The 17,438-nt window shown below is 39.5% G+C and carries 20 protein-coding genes and 2 tRNA genes; 5 read left to right on the top strand and 17 right to left on the bottom strand.

Annotated features, from left to right (window positions below; genetic code table 11):
• Positions 1-235 precede the first annotated feature (235 nt).
• The 3 genes from BK583_RS07050 to BK583_RS07040 all read left to right on the top strand — a co-directional run bounded on the left by BK583_RS07050 (position 236) and on the right by BK583_RS07040 (position 1,964).
• Entirely contained in the window at positions 236-646 is a 411-nt protein-coding gene (locus BK583_RS07050) for a hypothetical protein (RefSeq protein WP_055736262.1), read from the top strand.
• Between the two features lie 84 nt (positions 647-730).
• Positions 731-1,285, top strand: a complete 555-nt coding sequence (locus BK583_RS21270; RefSeq protein ID WP_038481704.1) for a CatB-related O-acetyltransferase — start codon at positions 731-733, stop codon at positions 1,283-1,285.
• 10 nt (positions 1,286-1,295) lie between these two features.
• The gene (locus tag BK583_RS07040) at positions 1,296-1,964 is read left to right on the top strand and encodes a glycosyltransferase family protein (RefSeq protein ID WP_160319286.1); all 669 of its coding nucleotides are present in this window, start codon (positions 1,296-1,298) and stop codon (positions 1,962-1,964) included.
• A gap of 94 nt (positions 1,965-2,058) precedes the next feature.
• On the opposite strand, the gene BK583_RS07035 is transcribed toward BK583_RS07040, so the two are convergent.
• The 12 genes from BK583_RS07035 to BK583_RS06980 form a co-directional block, all read right to left on the bottom strand.
• Positions 2,059-2,132, bottom strand: a tRNA-Arg gene (locus tag BK583_RS07035).
• 2 nt (positions 2,133-2,134) lie between these two features.
• Positions 2,135-2,208 (bottom strand) — tRNA-Gly (locus BK583_RS07030).
• A gap of 159 nt (positions 2,209-2,367) precedes the next feature.
• On the bottom strand, positions 2,368-2,871 hold the full coding sequence (locus BK583_RS07025) for a metallophosphoesterase family protein (RefSeq protein ID WP_055736260.1): 504 nt from the start codon (positions 2,869-2,871) through the stop codon (positions 2,368-2,370).
• A 2-nt stretch (positions 2,872-2,873) separates the two neighbouring features.
• Positions 2,874-3,461 carry an XTP/dITP diphosphatase gene (locus BK583_RS07020; RefSeq protein ID WP_055736259.1) on the bottom strand — a complete coding sequence of 196 codons (588 nt, stop codon included), beginning with the start codon at positions 3,459-3,461 and terminating at the stop codon, positions 2,874-2,876.
• Positions 3,462-3,480: 19 nt separating this feature from the next.
• Complete coding sequence (gene rph, locus BK583_RS07015; RefSeq protein WP_038481713.1) at positions 3,481-4,197, bottom strand: ribonuclease PH; 717 nt, start codon at positions 4,195-4,197, stop codon at positions 3,481-3,483.
• Between the two features lie 97 nt (positions 4,198-4,294).
• Positions 4,295-5,428: a GerMN domain-containing protein gene (locus BK583_RS07010; protein WP_055736258.1), complete on the bottom strand. Its 1,134-nt coding sequence runs from the start codon at positions 5,426-5,428 to the stop codon at positions 4,295-4,297.
• Between the two features lie 132 nt (positions 5,429-5,560).
• On the bottom strand, positions 5,561-6,529 hold the full coding sequence (trhO, locus tag BK583_RS07005) for an oxygen-dependent tRNA uridine(34) hydroxylase TrhO (protein WP_055736257.1): 969 nt from the start codon (positions 6,527-6,529) through the stop codon (positions 5,561-5,563).
• A 185-nt stretch (positions 6,530-6,714) separates the two neighbouring features.
• The gene (gene fdxA, locus BK583_RS07000) at positions 6,715-6,954 is read right to left on the bottom strand and encodes a 4Fe-4S ferredoxin (protein ID WP_035398139.1); all 240 of its coding nucleotides are present in this window, start codon (positions 6,952-6,954) and stop codon (positions 6,715-6,717) included.
• A 131-nt stretch (positions 6,955-7,085) separates the two neighbouring features.
• Entirely contained in the window at positions 7,086-7,904 is an 819-nt protein-coding gene (racE, locus tag BK583_RS06995; RefSeq protein WP_038481722.1) for a glutamate racemase, read from the bottom strand.
• A gap of 38 nt (positions 7,905-7,942) precedes the next feature.
• Positions 7,943-8,407, bottom strand: a complete 465-nt coding sequence (locus BK583_RS06990) for a MarR family winged helix-turn-helix transcriptional regulator (RefSeq protein WP_055736256.1) — start codon at positions 8,405-8,407, stop codon at positions 7,943-7,945.
• A 221-nt stretch (positions 8,408-8,628) separates the two neighbouring features.
• On the bottom strand, positions 8,629-10,344 hold the full coding sequence (gene ptsP / locus BK583_RS06985) for a phosphoenolpyruvate--protein phosphotransferase (RefSeq protein ID WP_055736255.1): 1,716 nt from the start codon (positions 10,342-10,344) through the stop codon (positions 8,629-8,631).
• Entirely contained in the window at positions 10,344-10,607 is a 264-nt protein-coding gene (locus tag BK583_RS06980; RefSeq protein WP_035398136.1) for a phosphocarrier protein HPr, read from the bottom strand. Before BK583_RS06980 ends, ptsP begins: the two co-directional genes overlap by 1 nt.
• Positions 10,608-10,978: 371 nt before the next feature.
• On the opposite strand from BK583_RS06980, the gene BK583_RS06975 reads away from it, so the two are divergent.
• Entirely contained in the window at positions 10,979-11,203 is a 225-nt protein-coding gene (locus BK583_RS06975) for a helix-turn-helix domain-containing protein (RefSeq protein WP_035398135.1), read from the top strand.
• A gap of 23 nt (positions 11,204-11,226) precedes the next feature.
• On the opposite strand, the gene BK583_RS06970 is transcribed toward BK583_RS06975, so the two are convergent.
• Genes BK583_RS06970 through BK583_RS06955 form a run of 4 tightly spaced genes read right to left on the bottom strand, consistent with a single transcriptional unit; the run spans position 11,227 to position 14,876 of the window.
• Positions 11,227-11,664, bottom strand: a complete 438-nt coding sequence (locus tag BK583_RS06970; protein ID WP_055736254.1) for an acyl-CoA thioesterase — start codon at positions 11,662-11,664, stop codon at positions 11,227-11,229.
• Positions 11,665-11,721: 57 nt separating this feature from the next.
• Positions 11,722-12,471: a succinate dehydrogenase iron-sulfur subunit gene (gene sdhB / locus BK583_RS06965; protein WP_038481734.1), complete on the bottom strand. Its 750-nt coding sequence runs from the start codon at positions 12,469-12,471 to the stop codon at positions 11,722-11,724.
• Positions 12,468-14,234 (bottom strand): succinate dehydrogenase flavoprotein subunit, encoded by a 1,767-nt coding sequence (gene sdhA, locus BK583_RS06960; RefSeq protein WP_038481737.1) that lies wholly within the window; start codon positions 14,232-14,234, stop codon positions 12,468-12,470. The genes sdhB and sdhA overlap by 4 nt, the downstream gene beginning before the upstream one ends.
• A 33-nt stretch (positions 14,235-14,267) precedes the next feature.
• Positions 14,268-14,876, bottom strand: a complete 609-nt coding sequence (locus tag BK583_RS06955) for a succinate dehydrogenase cytochrome b558 subunit (protein WP_038481741.1) — start codon at positions 14,874-14,876, stop codon at positions 14,268-14,270.
• A gap of 295 nt (positions 14,877-15,171) precedes the next feature.
• Between BK583_RS06955 and BK583_RS06950 the strand changes: the two genes are divergently transcribed.
• A complete protein-coding gene (locus BK583_RS06950; RefSeq protein ID WP_236702394.1) occupies positions 15,172-15,594 on the top strand; it encodes a YslB family protein in 423 nt (140 codons plus the stop codon).
• Positions 15,595-15,613: 19 nt separating this feature from the next.
• Here BK583_RS06950 and uvrC read toward each other — a convergent pair whose 3' ends face one another.
• Complete coding sequence (gene uvrC, locus BK583_RS06945) at positions 15,614-17,389, bottom strand: excinuclease ABC subunit UvrC (RefSeq protein ID WP_038481744.1); 1,776 nt, start codon at positions 17,387-17,389, stop codon at positions 15,614-15,616.
• Positions 17,390-17,438 lie beyond the last annotated feature (49 nt).

Raw genomic sequence — 17,438 nt, 5'->3', positions numbered from 1 at the left:
GAATAAGAACATCCACCTGAGAAATACATCTGTTTTTTGTTTAACTATTATTGAAACTTACTATACGCGTCTTCAATTTTAAGGTCAACCTTTTTTTGAAAAGAAATTTAATCTTTCTGTCATTTGAATACGCTTACAGTCTCAAGGGATTAAGGATTCAACCCTAAAAAAATCTTTTTTGAAAAAGGCTATAAATTTCTGAAAAACGGGGATAGTAAAAAAAGGTGGTGATTTGATGCAAGCAAACTATAATAAGAGAAAAAACAAATTTGCTCCCTTATCCTTTCTAGTCAATCTATTTAAACCTGTAAACCGTCCTTCTCTCATTCTCGTTACCAATCATTGGAACGAATGCAAAAACGAGTCCCAACGACTACTTTGCCGCACGTTAAGAGAAAACGGCTTGTACGCTTCACCCGATTTTTTTGTAGGCAACATTCTTATTCATGTTGCATTGGTACCTTACCGAATTGCCTTCTTGAAAAAACAAGATACCATCCAAAGAAAGAAAATAATTCGCTCGTTACAGCGTAAAGGATGGACCGTTTATTTCATTTCTGATGAACAACTTAAAGAAGATGTAAACACTTTTTTATACACGTTTACTAAAGAGACTCAAAGCCTTAAAAACGCCTCCCCCCAATAAATATAGGCGTTTTTTTGTTTTGTCTTTCTCATAGTTCTCTACTCAAAGGAATACATTGTAAGAAGCTTTTGAAAGGAGCGTGCTATGCTATTTTTAAAAGATCATCCGAGCTTACAAGGATTTGAGATTGGCGCATTCTCGTATGGATCAACACTTGATATATTACATTTAGTTCCAGATGTGACATTAAAAATCGGGAATTACTGCTCATTTGCTGCAGGTGTAAGGATTCTTCTAGGTGCGGATCATCAAGTAGACTGGATTACCACTTACCCATTTAACGTTTTCTATCCTACTATATCAACAACAACTGAACACCCAACGAGTAAAGGTGATATTGTTGTTGGTAATGATGTTTGGGTAGCGAGCGGAGCTGTCCTTTTATCAGGCATTACGATCGGTGATGGCGCGATTATTGCTGCCAATGCCGTTGTCAGCAAAGATGTCCCACCCTACTGCATTGTAGGTGGAAACCCAGCAAAACCTATTAAATACAGGTTTACAGAGGAACAGCGAGATCAACTTTTACAAATAAAGTGGTGGAATTGGCCGGAGGATGAGGTCATTCAACTATCTCCTGTTTTGCAATCTGGTGATATCGACCAATTAGTCACTTATGCAAAAAAGCGATCGACGTGAAATGAGTGATATGAATCTAAAAAAAACAATTAGTTTTATTTGTTGTGTTACTAATGAGGCGTTGTTTAAGCGATGCTGCGCACATATCGAACAACTCTATATGCCTTCTGGCTATCAGAGTGAGATTGTACCCGTTCGCGGTGCTGTCAGTATGACCGCTGGTTACAATTCTGGTATGAATCAAGCAGTAGGACAATACAAAGTGTATTTACATCAAGATAGTTTTATTTTGAACCAATCTTTTCTATACGACCTGCTTTTTATATTTCAGAATAATAAAAACCTCGGCTTACTTGGTGTCATTGGCACTCGGAAATTGCCATTTCATGGGATGTGGTGGCTAAGTGACTATAAGTTTAAAGTCGGAAAAATTATCGAAGTTCGTGATACATTTAAGCAAACCATCTTTGTGGACACAACGTATATGTATGAAAAAGTTGCTTGTATCGATGGTCTTTTAATGGTGACACAGTATGACCTAACTTGGCCAGAGGAAGCCATTACAGGCTGGCATTTTTATGACACTGCCCAATCCTTGCAATATGCAAAAGAAGGATATGATGTTGGCGTAGCACATCAGTCAAGTCCTTGGGTCATTCACTATTGCGAATCCTCAACAATGAAAGGCTATTATGAAGCGTTACCAGCTTTTCAGCAGTGGCGGAAACAATTAACATAATCGTTGCAGTCGCTCATCAGCAGTTGATTCTACGTTTTATACTAGAAAAACCCTCTTACTTGGAAGAGGGTTTTCATTATGTACTAAATATAAGCGTCCCAGGAGAGATTCGAACTCCCGACCGACGGCTTAGAAGGCCGTTGCTCTATCCTGCTGAGCTACTGGGACAATGGAGCGGGTGATGGGAATCGAACCCACATCATCAGCTTGGAAGGCTGAGGTTTTACCACTAAACTACACCCGCATGGTTTCATTACTATCGCATGTCTCTAATCGTTCCAGCCTATTATGTAATGCTTCTAAACAGCGCCGCAAGAACTAATTGCGACGCTTATAAATATACACGATTAAAGTTAAAGTGTCAACTAGTAAACAGAAATTTGTTTACCCTTACTAGCTATATTTAGAAACGAGCTTGTAACTCTTCAATGGGACTTCCATTCATTGTGAAGTAGTCAATGCTTATTTTGTCTTCGGATAATTCAATCATGCAATACGAGCCTTTAAATGGACCTTTTGGTAATCGAAGACTACCTGGGTTAATGGTAATCACGTTATCAACTCTCTGTACTTTCGGAATGTGGGTATGACCATAAATCGCAATAGAGGCACCATTGTCTTGGGCTTTACGCACAAGCTCGCCCAAGGAGCTTTTTACACCTTCGTAATGTCCATGGGTCAATTGAATGCGATGCTTACCTAGATCAAGGATCTCTTCCGATGGAAAAGAAGCGAATACATCACAATTTCCTGCTACCGTTTTAACATCCATTAGGGCATTCGTATCCTCTGCTAATTCAGAATCTCCTGCATGAAGAATGAGGTCAACTTGACTTCTGAGAGGGTTTAAAAAGGAAACTAGTTCTTCTTCCCACCCATGTGTATCACTTAAAACAAGGATCTTCATGTTTATTCTCCTATCAAATAGTTGTTTAACTGCTCTATCGCTCTTGCACGATGACTAATTTCATTTTTTTCCTCAAGAGTTAACTGCGCCATCGTTTTAGTGGTTTGACCAACATAAAAAATAGGATCGTAGCCAAATCCATTCTCTCCTATTTGTTCATGGGAGATACAGCCTTCGCACTGCCCTTCAAAGAAAATGGTTTTCTTATCGGGACTGGCTAGAGCGATGGTACATACAAACCGGGCTGTTCGGTCTTGTTCAGCAACTCCTCTTAAATCTTCAAGTACTTTTTTGATATTAGCTTGATCGTTTTTCTCTTCGCCTGCATAACGAGCAGAAAATACCCCAGGTCTTCCATTTAGCGCGTCAATGACTAATCCAGAGTCATCGGCAACAACCGTTTCATTCAGCGCCTTTGACAGCACTTCAGCTTTTTTCTGTGCATTATCTTGAAATGTTTGGCCATCTTCTATAATGTCAGGAATGTGAGGATAATCTAAAAGTGACTTTACTTCATACATACCCTGAAATAGCTTTTTAAAATCTTCTACTTTCCCTTTATTCGCCGTTGCAATTAGTAGTTCTTTCATGGTCAGTTCCCTCTTTTCCTTAAGTAAGCTCACCAATAATGCTTTTCTGTGCTTCTATTAGCTGTTTTATGCCTTCTTCTGCGAGATCTAGCAACTCATTTAATTGTTCTCTACTAAAGACAGCTTCCTCTCCACTACCTTGTATCTCAACGAACGCTCCGTTACCAGTTTGTACAACGTTCATATCGACATCTGCCGTAGAATCTTCGCTGTAATCTAAGTCACACAAAGCTCCTTTACCTTGCACTATTCCAACAGACACAGCAGCAAGGTAGTCTTTAACAAGACGCTTTTCAGCACCCTCCGTCTTCTGTAACGCAAGTACCATTGCAACAAATGCACCTGTTATTGCAGCTGTCCGAGTACCACCATCAGCTTGAATTACGTCGCAATCAATCCAGATTGTTTTTTCACCAAGCTTGTCCAAATCAACAACTGCTCGCAAACACCTACCAATTAAACGCTGAATTTCCATTGTTCGTCCACTAAGCTTTCCTTTAGCTGCTTCTCGGATCGTTCGTTGTTCAGTCGCTCTTGGTAACATCGCATATTCAGCTGTGAGCCATCCCTTTTTTTGTCCTCGTAAAAAAGGAGGCACTTTATTTTCTATCGTTGCTGTACAAATCACCTTCGTTTCACCGACTGTAATAAGAACGGACCCTTCTGCGTGCTTTGTAAAATTCGGTACAATCTCAATTGGTCGAATTTGCTTATGGTTTCTGTCATTGTGTCTCATGTATGTTTACCCCTCTTCTTATCAAGAAGATTTTCTCTTTATCGTCGTATAGTATAACATAATAAAAAGAGCACCTGTAAGGACAGGTGCTCAATTCTTATAATGGATTTTTATTAATATGTGCGGGTCTTTGAATTGTCTCTACAGCTTCACCAGATTCAGAAAAGACATTCTCTTTACCATTGACGAGAATTGAAATTTTTTCTACATCGTTTCGTTCTGTTAAAGAGAGCGCAATAGACTCAATGATGGACTGCTCAATATAGGATTGGTCGCCAACCATCGTTTGAATGGCTTCATTAAAATCTAGAACGAGTTCTCCATCTTTAATTTCTGGATCGTTTAGCAACATCATATCGTCATTCATTTCTGTAAGCAGTGTTCGCATTTGTAAAGACGGACCGTCAATTAACTCATTTACAACAGTAGCAATCTCATTATCCGCATCCGCAACTCTTCGTGTCACCGGAACATAATAGGTTTCGTTTTCATGAGACCCTAAGAAATAAACGGTTACATCTTGACTATTTGTAAAGTCCACGACATTGCTATAGTCTAAATTTATACCGTCTTCACGACTGAAATTCCCAACGATAGGTGTTTCACTCATCGGTAACTGTTCTAACTCTACCCCATTGACTTCAATTTTCACTTCATCAACATCGTCAAATTGTGTTAATGTCCATGTTACAGCTTCAAACATGCCCTTCTCATCTGCCACATTGTATTCTTCGAACTCATTCGAAAAATTAGCAACAGCAATTTTATCTTCTTTTAAATGATTCACATCTACAGTAGTTCCAGCAGGTAAGACAGCTCTAAATCCACTTGGTAATACATCTTGAAGTGGACCATCAGCAACAAGATATTCTAACGATTGTTTCATAGTGCTATCTGTTTTAGGAAGTTCAATTGTTTGTGGTACGACCATACCATTACTATCGAACAAATAAAGTTGGCGCAGGTTTTGTGCTTCTGGATCTTGATCAGGAGTTGGCTCAGCATCTGCATCCTCGTCTTCATCTGTATTCTTATTTTCTTCCGCATCCTTGTCCTCTTCCGAACCTTCTTCCTCTGCTTCACTCAAGGAAGGATCCGTTTCTTCCGTTTCGTTTGTGTATGTGATTTCTGGATCATCTAAACTTACAGGTTCATCTGCTCCAGTTGAACACCCTACCGCTAATGTAAGTGTGACAATAAGTGGCGCACTGATTCCAATTAATTTCCGCATTGCTTTCCCTCCCAGAATGGTTGTACTTCCATGTATACGAGCCTACTATTTGGTTTAGACCAGCTTGTTCAAAGAAAATAAAAAAACGCTCTTTAAAGAGCGTTTTTTTTCAACCCATTTCTTAAAAAGCATCTACGAACGTACCGGAAGCTTCTCCCCTAATACGTCTAGGCGTTCTTGATGCTGTTCTGGTGAAAGCTGCTGTTCCTTAACATATAAATTTCTCGGATGCACACGACATTCAGGTGTACAGCCACGCAAATATTTATGTTCATTTGCTTCTGAAGCAAGAATCTGTTTATTGCATTCTGGGTTTGCACAATTTACATAACGTTCACAAGGCTCTCCATCAAAATAATCTTTTCCAATTACCTTCGGATCAACTTGATTAATCGGAACCGTTAATCGTTCATCAAAAACGTAGCACTGTCCATCCCATAATTCACCTTGTACTTCTGGATCTTTTCCGTATGTCACAATTCCACCATGAAGTTGAGATACATCCTCAAAGCCCTCTTGTTTTAACCATCCAGAAAATTTTTCACAGCGAATGCCGCCAGTACAGTATGTTAAAATCTTTTTGTCTTCAAATTGCTCTTTGTTTTCACGAATCCATTCTGGGAGATCTCTAAATGTTTTAATATCTGGTCGAACCGCACCTCGAAAATGACCGACATCGTATTCATAATCATTTCGAGCATCAATAACTACTGTATTCTCCTGCTGCATCGCGTCTTTCCACTCAGCAGGGGAAAGATACTTCCCTGTTACTTCAAGGGGATTAACGTCATCTTCATGCAATCGCAACGTTACAAGTTCTTCTCGTGGTCGTACGTGCATTTTCTTAAAGACATGTTTTTCTTCAAGATCCTCTTTAAACACAATACCTTTAAAGATCGGATTGGATTCAAGGGCTTGTTTGTACTGGTCGGTTTGCTCTTTTAAGCCAGATACCGTTCCATTAATTCCTTCAGTCGCAACAAGAATGCGCCCTTTCAAATCTAAGCTTTTACAAAACGCTAAATGATCAATCGCGAATTGCTCTGGATCTTCGATTGTTGTGTAATGATAGTACAACAATACGCGGTATTCTTTTTCCATGTTCACCTATCTCCTTATATTTGCAAGATACAATTTGCAGGTGGCATACCTCAATAATTACATCTGTGCTACTTTTATTCCACTCCATATTATACAAAAATATCATCAAATGTCTAGCGTGCAAAAAAAAGCTGTCCCGTCAAGGTTTAGAAGAAACCTTACAGGACAGCATCTACTGAATTTATTTATTCAACGCCGAAAAACGCTTCTGCTTTCTTTAAGTACTTTTCGTCTTCAGGTGCCATTTCATATTCCTCAACAATCGCATCTACAGGGCAGACACCTTGGCAAGCACCACAATCGATGCAAATGTCAGGGTTAATATAGTATTGATCTTCCCCTTCTTCAATACAATCTACAGGACAAACATCAACACATTCGCCCGCTTTTTCACCAATACATGGACTTAAAATTACAAAAGCCATTCTTTGTTACACTCCTTTGTATAAAACCGAAGCTTGTTTACTTCAAATTTTGTAGTTCATTATAGTACTAGCATACACTCGATTCCAAAAAACTTAAAGTATTTCACTCAAAATCTTTCCTTATTTATACCCTAACGCTCTAGTTTTAAACGATGGTCAAGTGTAATGGACTCGATTTTAGCAGACAACAGGTTAAACCGATCCTGGGCAAACGCTTTAAAAGGCTTTGCTTCACCTGTAGTAAAGAACCTGTGCTGAGGCATTTGGCCTGCTTTTCGGTTTAACGAGTGGTGAAACAGCACGCTACTTACTTCTCTAGCTGTTTCTTCTCCGGAAGAAATAACTGTCACATGAGAGGGTAGGTAGTGTTCAATGATAGGCTTTAGCAACGGATAGTGTGTACACCCTAAGATTAGTGTGTCATAAGTTCCATTTTGTAGCGGCTCAAGGGATTCTTTTACGATTAATTCTGCCTCTTCGCCTGCGATGATTCCCTGTTCTACGAGTGGAACGAATAGTGGACAGGCTAGACTTTCCACCTGAACGTCTTCACTTATGGATGAAAGAGCTAAAGAGTACGCTTGACTCTTTATTGTTCCAGTTGTTCCAATAACAGCAATCTGTTGATTATTTGTCACTTTCATAGCAGTAATCGCCCCTGGTTGAATAACACCAACTACAGGGATAGCTAACGTTTGTCTTGCTTCATGCAACACAACAGCCGTAGCAGTATTACAGGCAATAACAATCATTTTCACTTCAAATGTCAATAAATGGTCAATCATTTCCCACGTATAGCGTCGGACTTCTTCAACGGATCTCGGACCATAGGGGCAACGTTTTGAGTCGCCTACATAATAAATGGCCTCCTTTGGTAATTGACGCATCAATTCCGTAGCAACCGTTAATCCACCGTACCCCGAGTCGATAACACCGATCGGTTTATCCATAACGTTCTCTCCTCAATAAAACGAGCACTTTTACAAGATTATGAACGAATTTCTCGTTTTGTTTTCATTGTTTCTAACAACATGCTCAAATTTTCTTCGAGTATGTTAACTTGTTCACATGAGAAATCGTCAAGCATCTCAGCTAAATAGTGTTGACGCTTTTTTATCACTTCTAAAATAATCTCTTGCCCTTTAGTCTTTAAATGTATTCGTACGACACGTCGGTCGGATTCATCTTTAACCCTTGATACGAGCTCATTCTTTTCCATACGATCAATTAAATCAGTTGTGGTACTACAAGCGAGGTGCATGCGATCAGAAAGTTCACCTATGGTCATATCACCATATTCATTGAGCCATTGGAGTGCGACAAATTGTGGTGGAGTAATAGGAAAATGCGTTAAAATCTCCCTTCCTTTTTGTCTCACTAAATCTGCTACTTTTCGTAGAGACTTTTCAATATCCTCAAACTGGCGATAAGATACCTCATACGTTTTTTCCAACCAAAACACCTCCGCATTTAATCAAAACCGTGCCTCTTTTGTTCTTATTGTACCTAACTATTTCCTATTCCTGCAACCGATACTTCTAACAATTTGAAGGCAGTTTTTGCTACATTCTCTAACTAGACTGTGCAACAACGTGTAACCAAAAAAATTGAGAGAATGCGTTATCATTCTCTCAACCTTTTTAAGCCTATAGCGCCGCTTACCGAACAATTTTTTTATTGGTAATGCTTCTTAACTAAGTTTTCTACTGCTTCAGATGTACTCTCAAGCAAAGCACTCTGAGCAAAAGCACTTAACTCTTCTTTAGAAAGCTTACTTAGCTGACTACGGGCTGGTAATACAGACGTCGCACTCATACTAAATTCATCTAATCCAAGACCTAGCAACAACGGAATGGCAATTTCATCCCCTGCCATTTCACCACACATACCAACCCATTTTCCTTCTGCATGGGCTGCCTTAATAACCATATCAATGAGCCTTAGCACAGCAGGGTGATAAGGTTGATAGAGATAGGACACACGTTCATTCATGCGATCCGCAGCCATTGTGTACTGAATTAAGTCATTTGTTCCAATACTAAAGAAATCAACTTCTTTCGCGAATTGTGGTGATGCTACAGCAGTGGAAGGGATTTCTACCATAATTCCTACTTCCAGTTCTTCTGATACTGTTACACCCTCTGCTTTTAGCTTTTCTTTCTCATCAGCTAAAATTTCTTTCGCTTCACGAAGCTCTTCGATTGTCGCAATCATCGGGAACATGATCTTTAAATTTCCGTATGCGCTAGCTCTTAAAAGCGCACGCAATTGATCACGAAACATGTCTTGTTTTTCTAAACAAAGACGAATCGCACGGAATCCTAAAAACGGATTCATTTCTTCTGGTAAATCAAGATACGGAAGCTCTTTGTCGCCACCAATGTCGAGTGTGCGAATAACAACAGGCTTTCCTTCCATTCGTTCAACCACTTCTTTATACGCTTCAAACTGCTCTTCTTCACTAGGAAGCTCTGTTCGTCCCATATAAAGAAACTCTGTACGATAAAGACCAATGCCTTCTGCCCCATTTGCAAGTACACCGTCTAAGTCTTGAGGAGTACCAATATTGGCTGCTAATTCAACATGAACACCGTCTTTTGTAACGGTTTTTTCGTTAACAAGCTTAGCCCACTCAGCTTTCTGCGCAGCAAATTGTTGTTGTTTTTGCTTATAAGTAGCGAGTTCGTCTTCTGATGGGTTAATTAAAACATCACCATCAATCCCATCAACGATAATCATATCGCCATTGGCAATGGTTTTCGTTGCTTGTTTTGTTCCAACCACTGCCGGAATTTCTAAAGAACGAGACATAATCGCAGAATGGGACGTACGGCCACCAATATCAGTTGCAAATCCTTTAATGACAGCTGGGTTTAATTGCGCCGTATCTGATGGCGTTAAATCATGGGCAATAATAACAGTATCTTCGGCGATTGCCGCTAATGATACCACTTGTATCCCCATTAAATGACCTAATACACGACGAGATACGTCGCGAATATCCGCAGCACGTTCTTGCATATATGCATTATCCATGTTTTCGAACATTGTAATAAACATATCCGCAACTTCGTTTAATGCATATTCAGCTGTAACACCATCGTCATTAATTTTTCCTTTTACAGAATCAATTAATTCAGGGTCGCTTAATACAAGTAAGTGGGCAGAAAAAATCTCAGCTTTGTCTTCGCCAAGTTCTTTTAATGCCTTTTGTTTGATTTCTTCTAGTTCTTTTGTAGATTGTGCTAACGCTTCCGTTAAACGTTCTACTTCTTTCTCTTTGTTCGATGCTTCTTTTTGCTTAACCGTAAAGTCTGGTTCTTCATGAACAAAAGCTTTAGCAATCGCGATTCCTGCAGAAGCAGCGATTCCTGTTAGTGTGTTACTCATTATTCTCCTAATCCCTCTTTTACAACTTCTTCAATTGCTGCTAGTGCTTCATCAGCGTCTGAACCTTCAGCTTTAATTGTTACATCAGCACCTTGGCCAACACCTAAAGACATTACGCCCATGATGGATTTTAAGTTAACAGACTTTCCTTTGTACTCTAATGTAATATCAGAAGAGAATTGACCTGCTTTGTTCACTAACTGTGTTGCTGGACGAGCGTGAATTCCTGTTTCCGCTGTAATTTTAAATGTTTTTTCTGGCATAATAAGTTCCTCTTTTCTATAGAATAATTTAGTTGTGTCCGATTTTTGATCTTTCTCAACCATACCCGGTATGAGAAATAACTAACATCTTGTTTCATTAAAAAATCTAAAACCTCATTCAAGCTAGATCTTTGTTTAAAACATCGTCATTATAGCATGCCCCATTTCCCCTTTCAACACAAAAGAATCCTTATTTCTTTGTATTTAGACCAAATCCGACAACAAATGCTCACAAGCATATTTCGACATCTTGTTTTAGAAGTTTTTTCATGAACGCTCACATCTTCCATTCTTCATACATATACTGTTTTGACTAAAGCCTTTCTGGTTACGATAGCCATCTCTTAGCCCGGCATGAAGGAGTGAACATATTGAAAGGAGCAGACTTCGGACCTAAACCCTTGCTTACAAAAAGGGAACGCGAAGTATTCGAACTACTTGTCCAAGATCAAACGACAAAAGAAATAGCGAATCATCTTTTTATTAGCGAAAAAACCGTTCGTAATCACATTTCGAACACAATGCAGAAATTGGGAGTAAAGGGGCGCTCTCAAGCAGTAATTGAGCTTATTCGACTTGGAGAAATTCAAATATAAAAAAAGCCTGCAAAGGGCTTTTTTTATGTGCGCATTTTTTCCTCAATAGATTTCTGAAAAGGTGATGCCTTCCCTGTCTTTCCATCAATTTGGACAAGTGAACCACGACCAAGCAAAACCGGTCGATCGTTTACTACACCTAGATAATGTAGATCCATTGACGATGTCCCCAGTCTATGTACTTTTACACCGACCTTCACTTGATCTCCATATTGGATTTGCGCAACATAATCACACTGCAAGTCTGCAGTAACAATCATTAACCCATTGTTTAACCATTCTTTCATTAGCCCCTTGTTTTCAAAAAAAGCTAAACGTGCTTGCTCAAAATAAATAAAGGCAACCGTATTATTAACATGGCCAAATGCATCTGTTTCCGAAAAACGGACGGAGATGTCTGTAAAGAAAGCAAATTCTTTTTTCCAGTCTTCTAAATTCTCAATATATCCTGGTAACCGCAAAAGTATCTCTCCTTTTGATAAAAAAAAGACTGCCTAAAAGACAGCCTTTTTCGAGTTTTAATAACTACCGAAGAAATTTTTAAACGATTGAAGCGCCGTTGCACGGTTCAATGAAGCAATAGATGTTGTCAACGGAATACCTTTTGGACATGACTGCACACAGTTTTGTGAGTTTCCACAGTTTAAAAGTCCCCCTTCATCCATTAATGCTTCAAGTCTTTCTTCTTTATTCATTTCGCCCGTTGGGTGGGCATTAAATAAACGAACTTGCGACAATGCTGCTGGCCCGATAAACTCTGACTTTGAGTTTACATTTGGACAAGACTCTAAGCAAACACCACACGTCATACATTTTGAAAGTTCATACGCCCACTGACGACGTTTTTCAGGCATTCTCGGCCCTGGACCTAAATCGTACGTCCCATCGACTGGAATCCACGCTTTTACTTTCTTTAGAGAGTCAAACATGCGGCTACGATCGACCATTAAATCTCGCACGATTGGGAAAGTACGCATTGGCTCTAGGCGTATCGGCTGTTCTAGTTTATCTATTAAAGCTGTACACGATTGTTGAGGCTTGCCGTTAATGACCATCGAACAGGCTCCACACACTTCTTCTAAACAGTTCATATCCCACGCTACAGGAGTTGTACGCTCACCTTTCGCGTTAACTGGGTTACGTCGAATTTCCATTAAGCAAGAGATGACATTAAGGTTTGGGCGATAAGGAAGTTTAAATTCTTCATCGTAAACACTACCGTCTGGACCGTCTTGTCTCGAAATAATTATCGAAATCATGTCACTCATTTCGCTTCAGCTCCTTTACTTTTTTGTGTATAGTCACGTTTCCGCGGTTTAATAAGTGACGTATCAACTTCTTCATATTCAAAATCAGGAGCTCCTGTTGCTGGATTATACCAAGCTTTTGTTGTTTTTAAGAACTCTTCATCGTTACGCTCAGGGAAATCTGGTTTGTAGTGAGCACCGCGACTTTCATTACGATTGTAAGCCCCAATTGTAATAACTCTTGCCAGATTTAACATTCCTTCTAACTGACGTGTAAAGGATGCTCCTTGATTTGACCAGCGAGATGTGTCGTTAATGTTAATGTTTTTAAAGCGCTCCATTAGTTCTTGAATCTTTTCATCGGTTTTTAAAAGCTTATCGTTGTAACGAACAACGGTAACGTTATCCGTCATCCATTCGCCCAACTCTTTATGAAGAACGTAAGCATTTTCTTTTCCGTCCATCTTTAGAATCGAATCAAACTTATCTTGTTCTTTTTTCACTTCTCCTTCAAATAATGAAGAAGATAAGTCTTCTGCTGCTTGATCTAATCCGTTAATATAGTCAAGTGCTTTTGGTCCTGCCACCATACCGCCGTAAATAGCAGATAGTAAGGAGTTTGCGCCTAAACGGTTTGCACCGTGCTGAGAGTAGTCACACTCACCAGCTGCGAATAGTCCAGGAATATTTGTCATTTGATCATAATCAACCCACATACCACCCATTGAATAGTGAACAGCAGGGAAAATTTTCATTGGTACTTTACGAGGATCATCACCCATGAATTTTTCATAGATTTCAATGATGCCACCTAATTTAATATCAAGTTCTTTCGGATCTTTGTGGGAAAGATCAAGGTACACCATGTTTTCCCCATTAATGCCAAGACCTTCATCAACACATACATGGAAGATCTCTCGTGTCGCTATATCACGAGGAACAAGATTGCCATAAGCCGGATATTTTTCTTCTAAGAAATACCATGGCTTTCCATCTTTATACGTCCAAACTCGTCCACCCTCACCACGTGCTGACTCACTCATTAAACGTAATTTGTCGTCTCCTGGAATCGCCGTTGGATGGATTTGAATAAATTCACCATTTGCGTAGGCTACGCCTTGCTCATACAACTTCGCTGCTGCATAGCCTGTATTGATCATGGAATTCGTCGATTTTCCGAAGATAATTCCTGGTCCACCTGTTGCCATAATGACAGCATCAGCTGGAAAACTTCTAATCTCGGCAGAATTTAATTCTTGTGCTGTTAAGCCACGACAAACACCGTCATCAATAATGGCCGATAAAAACTCCCAACCTTCGTATTTCGTTACGAGACCTTGTACTTCATATCGTCGAACTTGTTCATCTAATGCATATAGTAACTGCTGACCAGTTGTTGCACCAGCAAAGGCTGTTCGGTGATGCTGTGTTCCACCAAAACGACGAAAATCAAGCAATCCTTCTGGCGTTCTGTTAAACATGACGCCCATTCGGTCCATTAAATGGATAATCGATGGTGCTGCGTCTGCCATCGCTTGTACTGGAGGTTGGTTTGCTAAGAAATCCCCACCATAGACTGTATCATCGAAATGTAGTGCTGGAGAATCGCCTTCTCCTTTTGTATTTACCGCTCCGTTAATACCACCTTGGGCACAAACAGAGTGAGAACGTTTTACTGGTACAATCGAAAAAAGATCAACTGGAACCCCTTTTTCAGCGATTTTTATAGCAGCCATCAAGCCAGCTAAACCGCCGCCGACTACAGCTATTCTTCCTTTACTCATTTTCGTCCACTCCCTATACGTTGCAAGTCTTATTTACACAAATGCCAGAGCTGAAGCAACACCTACATATGTAAGTGCTATAAATACAACGATCGATACATACGTCATAATTTTTTGCGACTTAGGTGTTACGGTAATTCCCCACGATACCGCGAACGACCACAATCCATTTGCAAAATGAAAAGTTGCTGCGACGATACCCACTATATAAAATGCAAACATCCAATTGTTTTGCAAGATATTTGCCATCATTTCGTAATTTACTTCTTGACCTAACATAGCTTGGACTCTTGTATCCCAGACATGCCAAGCGATAAAGATTACTAAGAAAACGCCTGATACACGTTGTAACAAGAACATCCAGTTTCTAAAAAATCCATAACGGCTTGTGTTGCTTTTGCCTTTAAAAGCAATAAAAATGCCATAAACTGCGTGGAACATAATTGGTAAAAAGATAATAAAAATTTCAAGTGCATAGCGAAATGGAAGGCTTTCCATAAAGTGTGCAGCTTGGTTAAAAGCTTCTGGACCTCTTGTTGCAAAATGATTAATAACAAAGTGTTGAATTAAAAAAATACCAATAGGAATAACTCCTAATAACGAATGCAGTCTTCGATTAAAGTACTCTAAATTACTCGGCATACACGTTCCCTCCACATATGTTTTCCAGTTCCTTACCCCTTTTAGAAATGAATGACAATTTCTATCTCTTTCGTATACATGTACCTCCCGCTCCATTTCTTGCCTATTCACAAAAATTCAACAAAACTATGAAACAAACAGAACACTTTCATTTTACTCCTAGGGGTTTTTTGAGTCAAGAAAACGGATTCAATTCTTATTGATTTAAAAGGGTTTAGAATCTTCTGTCTGATCGATCTTTTAAAAAGGCTGACAAATGATTCAAAGAACTGTACTATAGAAGGAGCAATTTTTTTTGAAACAATGGGGTGCTGTAATGAGTGAAACAAACCATCAATTAAAAGGCTACGAATTAATCCGAAACGACGTGCTTCAACTTGTTTTAGGCAAGGAGCATGATCACTTATTGTATTGGGTTGGAAAATCGTTAGCGCGAAAGTATAAGCTAGAACAAATAGAAGAACTACATACGTTTTTTAAACAAGTGTATTGGGGAGACCTCTCCTTAATTAAGCAAAAGAAAAATGAGTGGCACTATGAGTTAAGCGGAGAATGGATGACGAAAGACGATGAACGGTCGTACCAATTAGAAGCAGGATTTCTAGCTGAGACGCTTGAAACCCAGTTTGCGGTTGCAACAGCTGCCACCTACACAAAAAAAGGCAAGGCAATTCGTCTTACCGTTCACTTTGATCATAAAGACTCCGTAGCCATATAAGCTAGAAAAAAACTGCAGTTTACTTCTCTGACTGCAGTTTTTCATATAGTTGCTTTGCCACGTTTCTAGGCACATATTCTGCTAATTGATCTACACTCGCTTCCCGCATTTTTTTCATTGAACCAAATGCCTTTAAAAGTGTGCGCTTTCGTTTCTCCCCTACACCCGTTATGTCGTCAAGTGCAGATTGGAAAAAACTCTTTGAACGGGTTTGGCGATGGAATGTGATTGCAAATCGATGTACTTCATCTTGGATTCGCTGTAGTAAGTAGAACTCATGGCTATCTCGCTTTAAAGTCACTACTTGAGGTGGGCTACCAATGAGGAGCTGTGACGTTTTGTGCGTCGCGTCTTTTGCCAGACCACAAACAGGGATCGACAGCCCTAACTCATCTTCTACAACTTCTTTTGCTGCTGTAATTTGACCACTGCCTCCATCAATTACGATTAAATCGGGTAATGGGGCTTCTTCCTTTAGTAGCCGTACATAACGCCTCCGCACTACTTCTCGCATAGAACCATAATCATCAGGTCCTGCTACTGTCTTAATTTTATACTTTCGATAATGCTTTCGTGCCGGTTTGCCATCAATAAAAGTCACCATTGCAGATACCGGGTCTACTCCTTGAATATTGGAGTTATCAAACGCTTCAATACGGTAAGGTGTTGAAATACCCATTGCTTCTCCTAGACGTTCAACGGCTTTAATCGTTCGTTCTTCGTCTCGCTCAATTAATGAAAACTTCTCCTTTAGTGCAATTGCCGCATTTTCTTCCGCTAGGTCAAGAAGAGATTTCTTCTGTCCTCTTTTCGGTTGGCTAACTTTTACTTTTAAGAGTTCTGTTAATAATTCTGCATCCACATGCTCAGAAACAAATAGTTCTTTCGGTTTAATATGGTTCTTTTCTAAATAAAACTGTGCAATGAAGGAGAGCAGCTCCTCAGATGCTTCTTGATAAATCGGAAACATGGCAACATCTCGCTCAATTAATCGCCCTTGTCGCACAAAAAAGACTTGGACACACATCCAGCCCTTATCATAAGAAAACCCAAATACATCTCGATCGGTTTGATCTGAAAAGGACATTTTTTGCTTTTCCATCACTTTATCCATTTGAATCAGCGTATCTCTCAATTCTTGCGCACGTTCAAAGTCCAGTTTTTCAGCCGCTTCTGTCATTTTTGCTTGAAGACTTTCTTTTATCTCAGTGTGACCGTATTTTAAAAAGCGGGTTATTTCTTGAACCATTTCTTGATTCTGTTTATCAGTTACGTCATACACACATGGAGCTAAACATTGACCGATGTGATAGTACAAGCAAACGCTATCTGGCATCTTTCGGCACTTACGTAAAGGATACAAACGATCTAACAGCTTTTTAGTATCAGAAGCAGCCCCTGCATTTGGATAGGGTCCAAAGTACTTTCCGCCATCTTTTTTTACTTGGCGAGTAATCACAAGGCGTGGATGTTTTTCATTGGTAATTTTAATATAAGGAAAGCTTTTGTCATCTTTTAACAGGACATTGTATTTAGGGTCATGCTTTTTTATTAATGTTAATTCAAGGATTAACGCTTCAATATTGCTCGAAGTAACGATGTATTCAAAATCATGAATCTCCGTAACTAAGCGCTGTGTCTTTGTATCATGACTGCCAGTAAAATAAGAGCGCACACGGTTCTTAAGTACTTTCGCTTTTCCTACATAGATTATCGTTCCTTGCTTATCTTTCATTAAGTAACAACCAGGCTTATCAGGAAGTAGCGGAAGTTTATTTTGAATGGCATCATTCATAAATTGGCCTCCTATGTGTAAAAAAACCGCCTTCCTTTTAAAAAGAAGG

Source organism: Shouchella oshimensis (assembly GCF_002019765.1).
In the GTDB taxonomy this organism is placed as follows: domain Bacteria; phylum Bacillota; class Bacilli; order Bacillales; family Bacillaceae_D; genus Shouchella; species Shouchella oshimensis.
Note: the sequence above shows the minus strand (reverse complement) of the source record. Positions and strands in the feature narration are given on the sequence as shown.

Bases quoted from the DNA above. Each gene is read 5' to 3' on its own strand.
- uvrC (WP_038481744.1), bottom strand. From the start codon at position 17,389: ATGAATGATGCCATTCAAAATAAACTTCCGCTACTTCCTGATAAGCCT.
- BK583_RS07010 (WP_055736258.1), bottom strand. From the start codon at position 5,428: ATGCGGAAATTAATTGGAATCAGTGCGCCACTTATTGTCACACTTACA.
- racE (WP_038481722.1), bottom strand. From the start codon at position 7,904: ATGGATAAACCGATCGGTGTTATCGACTCGGGGTACGGTGGATTAACG.
- BK583_RS06955 (WP_038481741.1), bottom strand. From the start codon at position 14,876: ATGCCGAGTAATTTAGAGTACTTTAATCGAAGACTGCATTCGTTATTA.
- BK583_RS07025 (WP_055736260.1), bottom strand. From the start codon at position 2,871: ATGAAGATCCTTGTTTTAAGTGATACACATGGGTGGGAAGAAGAACTA.
- BK583_RS21270 (WP_038481704.1), top strand. From the start codon at position 731: ATGCTATTTTTAAAAGATCATCCGAGCTTACAAGGATTTGAGATTGGC.
- trhO (WP_055736257.1), bottom strand. From the start codon at position 6,529: ATGGAAAAAGAATACCGCGTATTGTTGTACTATCATTACACAACAATC.
- sdhA (WP_038481737.1), bottom strand. From the start codon at position 14,234: ATGAGTAAAGGAAGAATAGCTGTAGTCGGCGGCGGTTTAGCTGGCTTG.
- BK583_RS07050 (WP_055736262.1), top strand. From the start codon at position 236: ATGCAAGCAAACTATAATAAGAGAAAAAACAAATTTGCTCCCTTATCC.
- BK583_RS07020 (WP_055736259.1), bottom strand. From the start codon at position 3,461: ATGAAAGAACTACTAATTGCAACGGCGAATAAAGGGAAAGTAGAAGAT.
- ptsP (WP_055736255.1), bottom strand. From the start codon at position 10,344: ATGAGTAACACACTAACAGGAATCGCTGCTTCTGCAGGAATCGCGATT.
- fdxA (WP_035398139.1), bottom strand. From the start codon at position 6,954: ATGGCTTTTGTAATTTTAAGTCCATGTATTGGTGAAAAAGCGGGCGAA.
- BK583_RS07040 (WP_160319286.1), top strand. From the start codon at position 1,296: ATGAATCTAAAAAAAACAATTAGTTTTATTTGTTGTGTTACTAATGAG.
- rph (WP_038481713.1), bottom strand. From the start codon at position 4,197: ATGAGACACAATGACAGAAACCATAAGCAAATTCGACCAATTGAGATT.
- BK583_RS06980 (WP_035398136.1), bottom strand. From the start codon at position 10,607: ATGCCAGAAAAAACATTTAAAATTACAGCGGAAACAGGAATTCACGCT.
- sdhB (WP_038481734.1), bottom strand. From the start codon at position 12,471: ATGAGTGACATGATTTCGATAATTATTTCGAGACAAGACGGTCCAGAC.